At 43.0% G+C, this 13018-nt stretch carries 11 protein-coding genes; 6 read left to right on the plus strand and 5 right to left on the minus strand.

The features are described 5' to 3' along the window. Positions 1-57 precede the first annotated feature (57 nt). The 6 genes from ctaD (at position 58) to dacB (ending at position 8757) form a co-directional block, all read left to right on the plus strand. Positions 58-1749 (plus strand): cytochrome c oxidase subunit I, encoded by a 1692-nt coding sequence (gene ctaD / locus G3T18_RS16740; RefSeq protein WP_224411719.1) that lies wholly within the window; start codon positions 58-60, stop codon positions 1747-1749. 218 nt (positions 1750-1967) lie between these two features. Continuing rightward, positions 1968-2582 carry a cytochrome c oxidase subunit 3 gene (locus G3T18_RS16745; protein WP_224411720.1) on the plus strand — a complete coding sequence of 205 codons (615 nt, stop codon included), beginning with the start codon at positions 1968-1970 and terminating at the stop codon, positions 2580-2582. Between the two features lie 804 nt (positions 2583-3386). Continuing rightward, positions 3387-4985 carry a helix-turn-helix domain-containing protein gene (locus G3T18_RS16750; protein WP_224411721.1) on the plus strand — a complete coding sequence of 533 codons (1599 nt, stop codon included), beginning with the start codon at positions 3387-3389 and terminating at the stop codon, positions 4983-4985. 135 nt (positions 4986-5120) lie between these two features. Further along, positions 5121-6884 carry a ShlB/FhaC/HecB family hemolysin secretion/activation protein gene (locus G3T18_RS16755; RefSeq protein WP_224411722.1) on the plus strand — a complete coding sequence of 588 codons (1764 nt, stop codon included), beginning with the start codon at positions 5121-5123 and terminating at the stop codon, positions 6882-6884. A gap of 126 nt (positions 6885-7010) precedes the next feature. Further along, entirely contained in the window at positions 7011-7667 is a 657-nt protein-coding gene (gene msrA, locus G3T18_RS16760) for a peptide-methionine (S)-S-oxide reductase MsrA (protein WP_224411723.1), read from the plus strand. A gap of 199 nt (positions 7668-7866) precedes the next feature. Further along, positions 7867-8757, plus strand: a complete 891-nt coding sequence (gene dacB / locus G3T18_RS16765; protein ID WP_224411724.1) for a D-alanyl-D-alanine carboxypeptidase/D-alanyl-D-alanine endopeptidase — start codon at positions 7867-7869, stop codon at positions 8755-8757. A gap of 126 nt (positions 8758-8883) precedes the next feature. Here dacB and G3T18_RS16770 read toward each other — a convergent pair whose 3' ends face one another. The 5 genes from G3T18_RS16770 to G3T18_RS16790 form a co-directional block, all read right to left on the minus strand. Further along, a complete protein-coding gene (locus G3T18_RS16770) occupies positions 8884-9213 on the minus strand; it encodes a hypothetical protein (protein WP_224411725.1) in 330 nt (109 codons plus the stop codon). A gap of 91 nt (positions 9214-9304) precedes the next feature. Next, entirely contained in the window at positions 9305-10756 is a 1452-nt protein-coding gene (locus G3T18_RS16775; RefSeq protein WP_224411726.1) for an ATP-binding protein, read from the minus strand. A 3-nt stretch (positions 10757-10759) separates the two neighbouring features. Continuing rightward, the gene (gene rppA / locus G3T18_RS16780; protein ID WP_224411727.1) at positions 10760-11446 is read right to left on the minus strand and encodes a two-component system response regulator RppA; all 687 of its coding nucleotides are present in this window, start codon (positions 11444-11446) and stop codon (positions 10760-10762) included. Positions 11447-11722: 276 nt separating this feature from the next. After that, positions 11723-12577: an alpha/beta fold hydrolase gene (locus G3T18_RS16785; protein ID WP_224411728.1), complete on the minus strand. Its 855-nt coding sequence runs from the start codon at positions 12575-12577 to the stop codon at positions 11723-11725. A gap of 230 nt (positions 12578-12807) precedes the next feature. Further along, positions 12808-13018 (minus strand): ATP-binding protein (locus tag G3T18_RS16790; RefSeq protein WP_224411729.1); only part of this gene is annotated, 211 nt, incomplete at its 5' end.

Raw genomic sequence — 13018 nt, forward strand, 5'->3', positions numbered from 1 at the left:
AGCAAAATCTCGAATTAGTCAACTATCTCCACCAAAATCGCAAATCGAAACTTATCCATGACACAAACAGAAGCACCTACTAACACCCCAGCAGACAAACAAAGCCATTCCCACTCCTCCCATCCGGCTCAGTGGAAGTGGTATCACTACTTTACCTTCAACGTCGATCACAAAGTCATCGGTATTCAGTACCTAGTTACCGCCTTCTTCTTTTATCTCATCGGTGGTTTAATGGCGGTAGCCATGCGTGCAGAACTGTATACCCCCAATCCAGACGTTCTCGACCCGAACCTATATAATGCCTTCATGACCAATCACGGAACAATCATGATTTTCCTCTGGATTGTTCCCGCAGCGATCGGTGGTTTTGGTAACTACTTAATCCCCTTAATGATTGGTGCAAGAGATTTAGCCTTTCCCAAACTTAATGCTCTCGCATTTTGGCTGAATCCACCCGCAGGTGCATTGTTAATGGCGAGTTTCTTTTTTGGCGGTTCCCAAAGCGGCTGGACAGCTTATCCTCCCTTAAGCTTGGTTACAGCCAATACTGCCCAATCAATGTGGATTCTCAGTATTGTTTTAGTCGGAACCTCATCGATTTTAGGTTCGCTAAACTTTATCATCACCATCTGGAAAATGCGCGTCCCTAGCGTAACTTGGGATCGACTTCCCTTATTTTGCTGGGCAATTTTAGCAACTTCGATTTTGGCACTTTTGTCCACACCCGTCTTAGCCGCAGGATTAGTCTTGTTGTTGTTTGATATTAACTTCGGGACTTCTTTCTTCCGCCCAGAAGCAGGCGGTAACGTCGTCGTTTACCAGCATTTGTTTTGGTTTTACTCCCATCCCGCAGTTTATTTGATGATTCTGCCCATTTTCGGAATTATGTCCGAAGTCATACCAGTACACGCCCGCAAACCGATTTTTGGTTATAAAGCGATCGCCTATTCGAGTTTAGCGATTTGCTGTGTCGGTTTGTTCGTCTGGGTACACCATATGTTTACTAGCGGTACTCCTCCCTGGATGCGGATGTTTTTTACCATCTCCACACTAATTGTCGCCGTCCCCACCGGAGTGAAAATTTTTAGTTGGGTAGCTACACTGTGGGGCGGAAAAATTCGCTTTACTTCCGCAATGTTATTTGCGATCGGTTTACTCGCAATGTTTGTCCTCGGTGGACTGAGTGGCGTCACCTTGGGAACCGCACCTTTCGACGTTCACGTTCACGATACTTACTACGTCGTCGCTCACTTTCATTACGTTCTCTTTGGCGGTTCAGTTTTTGGTATCTACGCCGGAATTTATCACTGGTTCCCTAAAATTACCGGACGGATGCCAAATGAAACCTGGGGACGAATTCACTTTGTCCTTACTTTTATTGGTACAAATCTCACCTTTTTACCAATGCACGAGTTAGGTTTACAAGGAATGCCGCGTCGGGTAGCGATGTACGATCCCCAGTTTACTACTCTGAACCAAATTTGTACTTTTGGGGCGTTTTTGTTAGGTATTTCCGTGATTCCCTTCTTTATCAACATGATTTGGAGTTGGAGTAAGGGAGAAAAAGCCGGAGATAACCCTTGGAATGCTCTTTCTTTGGAATGGACAACCACTTCACCACCAGCGATCGAAAATTGGGAAGTTTTACCCGTTCTCACCCACGGTCCTTATGCTTATGGAATGAATGTTCAAAATGGATCTCCCAATCCATCGGGCGCAATTAGCGGCGAACCAATTGTAAAAGGTTAATTTTGGGGACTGGGGACTGGGGAGGAGGGGATTGGGGATTGGGGAGGAGGGGACTGGGTTCAGTTATCAGTGAACAGTGAACAGTTACCAGGGAACAGTGAACAGTTTATTCGCTAATTGCTTCTTGTCACTAATATCTACTGATAACTGATAACTGATAACTGGTCACTGATAAACCCTCTTCTTCAACGATTAGAGATAACTAACTAATAACAACGATGCAAACTTCAACAATTAACGAATCTCAGCTAGAATCAGCAGCAGTCAAAACTGACGATCGCGAACATCCAGATTACCGAGTTTTAGGGCTTCTCGTGTTCCTAGTTTCCGAATCTTTGATGTTCGGTGGATTGTTCGCTTCTTACTTAATTTACCGAGGAACGACGGCGGTTTGGCCCCCCGAAGGAACAGAGGTAGAACTTTTAGTTCCTGCGATTAATACAATCATTCTGGTGTCTAGTAGTTTTGTCATTCATCAAGGTGACAAGGCGGTTAAAAAAGGTAATTTAGGAGGGTTACGTCTTTGGTATATCGCTACCGCAGTGATGGGAATAATTTTCTTAGGGGGTCAGCTTTACGAATATCTGAGTCTCGGCTATGGTTTGACTACCAATGTGTTTGCTAACTGTTTTTACTTAATGACTGGCTTTCACGGTTTGCACGTTTTTGTCGGGATACTGCTTATTTTAGGAGTGTTGTGGCGATCGCGTCGTCCAGGTCATTATGGCGCTACTAAGCACGTTGGTGTCGAAATGGCAGAAATTTATTGGCACTTTGTCGATATTATCTGGATTATTCTCTTCACTTTGCTTTATATTCTCACTCTCTTTTAAAGGATTTACGCAAGTTGTAATTGCTTTCAGCTTCTAGGCTGAGGCTACACCGACCGAGCCTGCTTTTCCAGGCTTTTTTTTCTTATTTAATAAGAATGGTTCCAGAAAGCAAGTGCGAGCATCCATGCGACTACTCTATAGTAGCGAACAGTAAACAGCGATCGAAGCCTATGCTAGCAAGGTTTTCCAAAAAAGAGGATAGTCAACAGCCGATTCGTTTTCTGCTCTACAAGAAGTTGAAGTTCGCATCTACGTTAACCGACAAGTCTGGTTTGCTTGCTCGTTTTTCATTATAGTTCGCGAACCAAATTCGATATTTTTCAAGAAAATCAACTTGTTTTTCGACAATTATACTCATTTTTACCCGAATAATATCACGTTTAAATATTGATAGTAATTAAAGCAAATAATTAATAACTTAAACTTGTTCGAACCTTCATCAAAAAAATACTTTTCACCCAGATTTGGTGTCAAAATGACTTCATGTTTCGATGAAAAGCAAGTTGGATCAAAGCTTTCCAGACATAAAGACAGGAACATTAAAAGATTCTAAAAATGATTAAACTGAACAAAACAAAAAAAAAATATATGTGAAATTAAAGGAGAGATTCTCGAAGCCGTACCCAAAAAATAGCTGCTTTAAGGAACGGAATGAACAAGAGGAAAGCAAAAAATAAGGAGGTAAGAGTCAGCTAAGGTAAGTTCGTTAAAGTGGTACGATCGCCAGAGAGATTGTCGCTCGAAGTGAGCATAATTAGGGTTTGGGTGAGAGGAAGTGTCCCCTTGAGCAAAAAAGTTAAGGTTATGGCTTATACAATTCCTAGTAGTTGTTTTCAATGTGGCAATTGCCAACCACATTGTCCCACGGGTGCAATACAAAGGGAAGGTGAAGAATTTTGGATCGAGCCAGGATTATGTAATGGTTGTGATGGCTACTATTCAGAACCACAATGTATTGTTGCTTGTCCAATTAGCAGTCCAGTTCCCTTACAAGCGAAAAAAGGCAGATATAAGCTTAATACTAGAACAGCGACCAGTCCAGACTTGTTTCCTAATGGCAAAAATAACTCAATGGCATCTTCGATTGTCATTTGGGAAGCTTGTAACCTATTAATGCAGCGATCCTCCCTAGATTGGCAGACGGACTTATCAGGAAAATTATTTTACCACAAAAAAGTTAAGCAAGGTCGAGGCTCGATTTGCTTTCACATCGACGAGAACTTAGATCCAGAAGGCGATCGCCAGTTTAATTATGCAACAAATATCTCAACAATCGAGGGAATTGATATCCGAGCAGCTTGTCTGCACTTAATTTATGCAGCTTATGCTACCAGCTTAGAAAAACCGTGGGAAGAAGAATTTGCGATTAGCGATCGCCAAATTGAAAAATATCTCGGACTCGACAAGCGCAAAGACCTCAACAAAGCAGTAAAATTAACATTAATAAAAGATTTAGCTCAACAACCCTGTAAACTTGTCACCAGCATCGATTGGCCTCAACAAGGCAAAGTCAAGCAATTTTCTGTACCTGAAAGTTATCTGTGGCACCTAGTCGAGATTAAACACCACTTTCAAGAAGACGAACTCGGCTGCAAACATCTTGTCGGTCTGACCTTCAAAATTAAAGCTGGCATTTGGGCAAAATATTTTTTAAATAAGCAAGGTTCTCAAACCCGCACAGCCTTCTATCAATATGGTACTCTGCCGAAGTTTCTTTTAACTGCTGTTACGAGTATCTGGCAGCAACATGAAGGTGCAGCGCGGATGATGCTCTGGCTACTGTTTAAAATCAAAATGGGTAAAGAACAACGAATTACTGTTCCTACCTTAATGCGCGTCGCCTACGGTGAAGAAAGAATTAATCAAGCTTCTACCCAAAGAGAAGAACGCAAGCGACTGCTGCGAAGCTTTGAAAGTGACTTAGAATTTCTGAACCACTACGGACTTAAACCTGTCTTCGACCCCGTAACCTATAAAGAAGAAATTCAGCCACTTTGGGCAAAATTAGCCGAACTACCTGATGATGCAGACGAAGCACTAGAATTTTGGATTAATGACGGTAGCAACAAGCAACGCTTAACTGACTCCGGTCCGCGCGACAAGTGGAATCTGTTAATGAAAGCTCGCATCTTAGGCTTTGACCTACCCCTAGAATGGGAGCAACAACTAGCAAAATGGGAAACTAAAAAGCAGCGCAAAATGCGTTCCAAATCTAAATCCAAAATTAAATCAGCTTTATCTGCTCAACAAATCCTTTCGGCGAGGAAAAGTCGTGGTATTAGTCAAAGGAAATTAGCACAGTTGACAGGAAAAAGTCAAAGTTGGATTCGCGATTTAGAGAATGGTCGTTTAGAAGCCAAGCCCGAAGATCAATTAAGGTTGCGTCAACTGCTGGATTTATAGACTCTTCTGTTTAGTCTCGCCAAGCGATCGAAAAAACTACATATTTGTTTAACTGCTGTCAAAAAGTAATTCTGAGATGATATTTTGGAGGAGTTTCAATGTAAACAACTGCTCGTTCAATCTTAAACGAAAGATATGCGCCGGAGTTCTGTGTTATCCTTATTCTCCTTCTTCCCTTTAATTGGCGCTGCTAGTGTCTCTTCTACTTACGCCACTGATTTCGCCTCTCGAGAAGAAGAATTTTCTCTTGCTTACCCAACCGAAATTGTCCAAAATGCTCCCGGTGACACTAACGAAGACCGCTTTTTGCAACCGACTCCCATTCCCGAACCCTTACCCGAAGAAGAAACTGAGACTCCCGAACCCACACCGACACCAACCCCAGAAACTGAGACTCCGGATGTAACGACCATTCAAGTGAACCAAATTGAAGTTGTCGGTAGTTCTATCTACACTGAAGAAGACTTAGCTGAGATTCTTTCACCTCTTGAAGGACAGAGCGTTACCCTAGATCGACTTACAGAAGCAGTCGATGAGATCACCCAATTATATCTCGACGAAGGCTATATTACCTCCAGAGCCTTATTAGTAAAAGAGTCTCTAACTACTGGAAATATCGTTATTCGGGTCATTGAAGGTAGTATAGAAGAAATCCAGATCGACGGAGCACAACAAGTCAACGAAAGCTACATTCGTTCCCGAATTGAAAGGGGTGCGGGTACTCCCCTCGATACCGCCAAACTACAAGACCAACTACGCTTATTACGAGCAGACCCTTTATTTGATAATGTGGAAGCAAGTCTGCGTGCAGGAGAAGAAATTGGTAAAAGTTTGTTAGTGGTGCGCGTTACCGAAGCTGATTTCTTTGTGGGTAGCGTCGGTGTAGATAACTATTCTCCTCCCAGTGTCGGTTCCGAAAGAATGCAAGGCACTGTCGCTTATAATAACGTTTTGGGTATTGGCGATCGCGCCGCTTTCACCTACACTCGTACTACCGCCGGAGGTTCGGAAACTTACGACCTCAGTTATCGAGTCCCAGTTAATTCTCTTGATGGCACAATTCAATTAAGAGCCTCTTTTAATAATAACGAAGTCATCCAAGAACCTTTTGATGTTTTTGATATTCAAGGACAATCAGACTTATACGAAATTAGTTATCGACAGCCATTTATTCGCACACCTCGTCAAGAATTAGCGATGACTTTTGGCTTTACTTTTCAAGACGGACAAACCTTTACTTTCGCAGGTCCGACACCTTTTGGTTTTGGTCCAGATGAAGAGGGTATCAGTCGCACCAGTGTCTTTAAATTTGGACAAGAATATATTACTCGAAATGTTAGTGGTGCGTGGGCATTTCGTTCTTTATTTAGTTTTGGTACAGGTTTATTTGATGCTACTGATAATGAAGACCCCATTCCTGACGGTCAATTTGTCAGTTGGTTGGGACAAATTCAGCGAGTACAAGTTCTCGGTCAAAATAACTTTTTAATTATCCAAGCAGACGTACAAATAGCTACGGATGGTTTATTACCTTCGCAACAATTTGTGATTGGTGGCGGTCAATCTATACGCGGTTATCGGCAAAATGTGCGGGCGGCAGATAATGGTTTTCGGGTGTCAATTGAAGACCGAATTACACTGGAACGAAATGAAGCAGGAGAAGCTACATTTGTCTTAGCACCGTTTTTTGATGCTGGTTATGTTTGGAATGTGAGCGATAATCCCAATACGTTACAAGACCAACAATTTATTGCTGGTGTGGGGCTAGGTTTGTTATGGGAACCTTTACCTAATTTTAATATTCGTCTCGATTATGGTTATCCGATTATTGATTTAGATGACCGAGGTGAAAATGCTCAAGATGAGGGCTTTTATTTTAGCGTTTATTACTTGTTTTAATGGTAAATGCACCGTACGTGAATCCCTAATTCCCAATAAATGCGGAAACCCACACATCTCAGCCGAACAGCGATCGCCAAAAATATTACATAATATTAACAAAGATCAAAAACGGAGATAACATTTATGGTATTGTTTGGATTTGGCAAAAAAGCCACTATGCCAGCCCCAGAAGAAGCTTTACCCGGACGCGACGAGCCGATGTCATTAACAAACGATCGCCATTTTGTCAATGGTAATCCACTCAAGCCTCCTTATCCAGAAGGAATGGAAATGGCTTTGTTTGGTTTGGGTTGTTTCTGGGGTGCAGAACGAAGATTTTGGCAGCAAGAAGGAGTATATACGACTGCGGTAGGTTATGCTGGTGGATATACGTCCAACCCAACTTACCAAGAAGTTTGCACGGGTAAAACAGGTCACAATGAAGTAGTTAGGGTAGTTTATGACCCCAAAGTTATCAGTTATGAAGATTTACTGAAAGTCTTTTGGGAAAGTCACAACCCTACCCAAGGTATGCGTCAAGGTAACGACGTAGGAACACAATATCGTTCGGGAATTTACGTTTATTCCGACAGCCAAAAGCAACTCGCAGAAGCATCAAAACAAGCTTATCAGCAGGCTTTGCAGAATTCTGGCTATGGTGAAATCACGACTGAAATTATCGACGCTCCCGAATTTTACTACGCTGAAGACTATCATCAGCAATATCTCGCCAAAAATCCGGGAGGTTATTGCGGTTTAGGTGGTACAAATGTTTCTTGTCCAGCTTTGACGACAAATTAATTTTTATCGTCAAAAGTCTTGATTTTTGAGCTAATTAGGGTGTTTGAAAAAGCACCCTCTACGATTGGGGAGTATTTTGTTTGCATCGTAGTGCGCCAAAATTGCTCAAAGATGGTAAAGTTACCTGAGTAATTTCTATGTAAAGGAAACTTTACATGGCAATTTTGCATCAAGTAACAAGCACTCAAAGAGATACAGCATGAAATCGTCCAGTCATTGGTTTAAACCCCTGACCGTGTTCGCTGTTGCAGCCTTAACTTGGGCTGAAACTTCTGTAAAAATTGCTCATGCAAATCCTTCTACTACTCTAGCTCAAAACGTTGAATCAGTGGAAATATATGTTCCACCTCCAGAAACAGGTAATACTGGCGTTTGTCCTTATTTTCTCGAAGGAGAAATTAAGGAAATTATCGATAGTTCTAGTTTTGCTGGAGCTAGGTGGGGGATACTGGTAGAATCTTTAGAAAGTGGGGAAACTTTCTATAGTTACAATGCCAATAGTCCATTAATTCCCGCGTCTAATACTAAATTATTTACCGCCGCCGCAGCTTTACAAAGACTTGACAATAATGCGGTTATACGTTCTAAATCTTTAAAAGAATGGATCGGCGTAACATTATTAATGAGTAACAATAGTTATGCCGATGTGTTGCTACGTTATCTTGGTGGTGCAGGTGCAGTCAAAACCGCTTTAGCTAATTTGGGAGTTAATCCTGGAGGTTATCGACAAGTAGATGGTTCGGGTTTGTCGCGACAGAATGCAGCTACTCCTGACGCGATCGTTGATACTCTCAAAGCGATGAAAAATGCCAAAGGAAGAGATATTTTTTATTCTTCTCTTCCTGTTGCTGGTGTAAGTGGTACTTTAAGAAATCGCTTTCGGAATACTTCCGTACAAGGAAAAGTTCGCGCGAAAACTGGCACTTTGACTGGGGTAAGGGCGCTTTCTGGCTATCTGGAACATCCCCAATATGGAACGATAGTTTTTAGTATTGTTGCTAATCATCCGGGTAGTTCGGGAAGGAGTTTAATTAGCGGGATCGATCGCATAGTTCTCGATCTCAATCGGCTTACTCCCTGCGATATTTAATCCGGAACGGCGATCGCTGGGTAATTGGCAGTCGCTCGCCGAGCAACTGCCAACTACCTGCATTTACCAGATATCAGTTTGACTAGATTGGGCGATCGTCAATAATTTCGTTGATTGACAAAAATATTAACTACACACCCTTTTGCCTTCAGCATTGGTGATACTAAAGACATCAAATTGGCGACCTTCAAATTCTCCAGTAATGGTGAGGCGATCGCCCCGAGCTACATAACGCGCGGTCGAATCGCCGCAAACATCCCAAGTATCGGTAATAATAGTGCGATCGCCCACTCGTAACTGAAAACCATCTTCCCAAACCCGCTCTACGACACCACTAAAGCTGCGGTTGCGAGCGTGGGCAGGATCGAGTCCGCCCAAAACCATAGTCATCAAACTCGCTGTGCTGAGAATCACGCCAGCTCCAAGTAGTAAGGTTTGTCGGTTGTTCAATTTCATAGTGGTTGCTTTCTCCTCAACTCAAGTTTGAATTACTTCTGTTACTTCTAACGATAAAAACCAATTATGACCAGAAAATGACAGCTTGAGCTTATGGGGTGGAAGGCAAAGCGATCGTCACGGTGGTTCCCTTTTCTAAACAGCTGCTAATCATCACTTCGCCAGCATGAGCCTGAACAATTTGCTCGACGATCGCCAATCCTAAACCAAAGCCTCCTGATGCTCTAGTACGCTTACTATCAACCCGATAAAAGCGTTCAAAGATATTAGGTAAGGCTTCAGGAGGAATACCGATGCCAGTGTCTGTCACTTGAATCACTACTTGAGCGGTGTCTTGCCGAACGTTCAAGGTAATTTCACCAGGAGCAGGGGTGTAGCGACAGGCATTAGCGAGTAGGTTGGCGATCGCGATTGCCAACAAATTCTCCTCGGCACGAATCGCGATCGCTTGGGCGGGTAGTTGACAATTGAGAATCAAACCACGGGCTTCTGCTTGGGATTGCCAATCAGCAGCTAACTGAACTAGCAAGGGCATAATATCTATTACTGGGAACTCATCTACTGCCAATGCGCCCTCATGACGCGCCAAAAACAATAAATGCCCCACCAACTCACTCATCTGTTTAGTGAGGGTAACAATCTTCTCTAAACGCTGCTGCACTGGTTGGGGCATGGGTTCTCCTTCTTCCCAGTCAGCCAAATCCATCAATCCTACTTGAGCATTGCTCAACACGGCTGCCAGGGGGGCGCGCAACTCATGGGAAGCATTGGCAGTAAAGCGTTGCAGTTGGGTGCATACGGTTTCGAGTCGCTGGTTGGTTTGGGCTAAATGCACTGCCTGGGCGGCTAATTCCTGTTCCAATTGAACGAACAAATACACAGCTAAGGCAGTCCCCGTTAACCCGATTCCCCCAGCAATCCACAGTACCCACCAGGCAATCTGACGGGAGCGATCTTGATGTTGGCGACGAAGGAGGAGGAGGTTTTCTTCAACTTGGGCAAAGCGGTCGATTTCGGTACGGACGGCATCCATTGCAGTTTTGCTTTGTTGTTGCCAGTCGTACAAGGTAGTAGCAGTAACGATCGCTGCGGTTCTGCCGGGAACATTTTTTAACTCTTGTTGGAAGGCGAGTTGGTAATGAAAAATTGCCAAGGTTTTCAAGACAAGCTTGCGGATAATCTGGATTTGGGCAATCTGTTGGGGATTGTCTTGGATCAGTTGTTCGAGGCGATCGAGGGATTGGGGAATAACAACTTGAGCTTGTTCGTAGGGTTCGAGAAATTCATCGCGTTGGGTAAGTTCGTAACCCCGCAAGCTATTTTCTGCATCCACGAGAGCATTGAGCAGTTGCTTGGCTTCGAGGCGGACAGCTTGGGTGTGTTGCACCCACATTTCGTCCTCAGCAAGACTTAATTTGAGCCAGACTACTGCGCCGAGGGTCGTGAGTAAGCAAACAATCGGAATAGCAATGATCGTCGTTCCTCGGACGCGTACCGGGAGCGATCGCCACTGTTTTTGGGTGTGTTGCCAAACCTGTCGCATCCTTTACTCCCTTGACTTGGTTGATGGTTGCAAACAGTAACCCGTCCCGTAAACAGTAACGATCCACTCATCGAGACCCAAGAAACGCAGCTTCTGCCGCAACCGTTTGATGCGAGCAGCGATCGCATTACTTTCGGGGGGAACATCCCACGTCCACAGGGCTTGTTCGAGTTGACCGTGAGTGAGAATTTGGCGGGGATGGCGCATCAAATATTCCAGAAGTTGAAAATCCCCACTTTTTAACGGTAGCGTTTGCTTGCAGTATTCAACTTGCATGGTATCGAGGTGAAGAATCAGCGCACCGACTTCTAGGCGATCGCCACACCACTGGGGCGATCGTCGCCGCAAGGCGCGCACCCGTGCTAATAACTCAGGCAGATCGACTGGTTTCACTAAATAATCGTCCGCACCCGCATCAAGTCCCTTAACTTTATCGGTGGTGGTGTCTTTGGCTGTTAGCATTAACACAGGTGCAGCTTGGCGGGCTTGGCGATATTGCTGACAGAGGGCAATACCATCTACTCCTGGCAACATCCAATCGAGAATTAATAAATCGTAGGTCTGAGTTGTTAATAACCATTGCGCGGTGTCCCCATCCGCTACTGCATCAACAATATGACCAGAGCGGGTGAGGGCGGCGTAGAGCGGTTCCCGTTGTTCGGGGTCATCTTCAACAAGTAAGATGCGCACAATTTTCCCGGATGTATGGTTCTTCTCGCGATGATTAGCTAACTCGCCCCGATCGACTGAAGTTCCCCCAGAAAAAAATCACGAAATTCTTGATCGATTGGGAGTTCAGGGTTTTTCAACCATCCCGATACTGGCTGCATCTGTGGAAGCGACTCCAGTAACAGATTTTCAGGCGATTGCTTCTTTTTTTTAGCATACTACGATCGCCGTATTTTCACAAGTGTTAATGTGGCTAGGATTTGCGATCGGGGGAAGTTACTCTCAGATAATTTTTAATCAGTTTACCTGGGAGTGTTTATCGAGCCATTTAAGTAAAAGTTCGTTAAATTCTTCAGATTTTTCTAATTGAAGCCAGTGATTGCAGTTAGGAATTTTCTTATATTCCCATTCTGCTTGAATTAAAGTCCCAGATTTCTTCATTTGCTCTTCAGACATAAAGCTATCTTGAGAACTCCAAACACCTAAAGTTGGAACTTTTATTAAATCTAATTGGGTTCCTTTGTTCCCAAATGCAGAAACAAGAACAGGAAATACTGGATTTGCTTGTTCCCAAACTTGAATATAAAAGGGTCTTTTTTCACTTAAAAACTTTTTAACGACAACTTCCCGATCTGGGTGACTGCGCAATACCCATTTCAAGAACAGTCCATTCCTGGCTCGATATATAGGAACTGATATTGGTAAAGGATTAAAAAACAAATACCAACTTTTAATTATTGATTCAAGCGATAAATTTTTAACAAATATCAAAGGATGTCCGACAGAAAGTGCTGTGTAGGAAAGTAAATATTCTGGATATTTCGTTACTAATTCCCAAGCTACTACGGCACCATAGTCATGAGCAACACAGTGAACTTTTTTTAGTTCGAGCAAATCGATCAATGTAATTATATCTGTTGATAAAGAGGAAACTGTATACTTGTTTAAATTTTCAACTTTTTCACTTTTGCCATGACCAAGCCAATCAAGACAAATAACACGATATCCAGCTTCGATCAGAGTGGGAATTTGAAATTTCCATAAAGAACCGTCATCAGGCCATCCATGCAGGAGAATAACGCTACTATGTCCATTATGGGAATCACGAACATAATAACTACAGTTGTTAATTTTTAAATGAGTTCCTTCCATTTTGCAAACCCTAAGTAGAGAATTGTTTTTTGAGTTTATCCAAGAAAGCATTTGCTTAACCTTTAATCATATAGCAATTCTCAATGATTTGTGATAAAATGGTTTGAACTCCAGTTATTTTCAAGGCAAAGATATAGGAGAAAATGAGGATGTCTTGAGCTAATTCGTTCTCTGCTATACTTATACATATCTTAGCTTAAACGATCTCGCCAGATTTTACCGTTCTCTCTTCACAATTCTGCGAAGCGCCTTGTTTCAAGAGGAAATACAGCCTTAGATCGTGCAATCGGGAGAGCGATCGCTAAAGTTGTCCCTTTTCCCACAGTAGAATCACTTGTAATTGTCCCACCATGTTTTTCGGTGATAATTTGGTAAGCGATCGCCATTCCTAAACCGGTACCTTTGCCAACATTTTTGGTGGTAAATCCTTGTTCAAAAATA

The sequence above is a fragment of the Oscillatoria salina IIICB1 genome, assembly GCF_020144665.1.
Lineage (GTDB): Bacteria > Cyanobacteriota > Cyanobacteriia > Cyanobacteriales > SIO1D9 > IIICB1.

What these genes read in the sequence shown, in the direction of transcription:
- G3T18_RS16750 (WP_224411721.1), top strand. Translation starts at nt 3,387, where the DNA reads ATGGCTTATACAATTCCTAGTAGTTGTTTTCAATGTGGCAATTGCCAA.
- G3T18_RS16770 (WP_224411725.1), bottom strand. Translation starts at nt 9,213, where the DNA reads ATGAAATTGAACAACCGACAAACCTTACTACTTGGAGCTGGCGTGATT.
- G3T18_RS16785 (WP_224411728.1), bottom strand. Translation starts at nt 12,577, where the DNA reads ATGGAAGGAACTCATTTAAAAATTAACAACTGTAGTTATTATGTTCGT.
- G3T18_RS16775 (WP_224411726.1), bottom strand. Translation starts at nt 10,756, where the DNA reads ATGCGACAGGTTTGGCAACACACCCAAAAACAGTGGCGATCGCTCCCG.
- G3T18_RS16745 (WP_224411720.1), top strand. Translation starts at nt 1,968, where the DNA reads ATGCAAACTTCAACAATTAACGAATCTCAGCTAGAATCAGCAGCAGTC.
- G3T18_RS16755 (WP_224411722.1), top strand. Translation starts at nt 5,121, where the DNA reads ATGCGCCGGAGTTCTGTGTTATCCTTATTCTCCTTCTTCCCTTTAATT.
- msrA (WP_224411723.1), top strand. Translation starts at nt 7,011, where the DNA reads ATGGTATTGTTTGGATTTGGCAAAAAAGCCACTATGCCAGCCCCAGAA.
- dacB (WP_224411724.1), top strand. Translation starts at nt 7,867, where the DNA reads ATGAAATCGTCCAGTCATTGGTTTAAACCCCTGACCGTGTTCGCTGTT.
- ctaD (WP_224411719.1), top strand. Translation starts at nt 58, where the DNA reads ATGACACAAACAGAAGCACCTACTAACACCCCAGCAGACAAACAAAGC.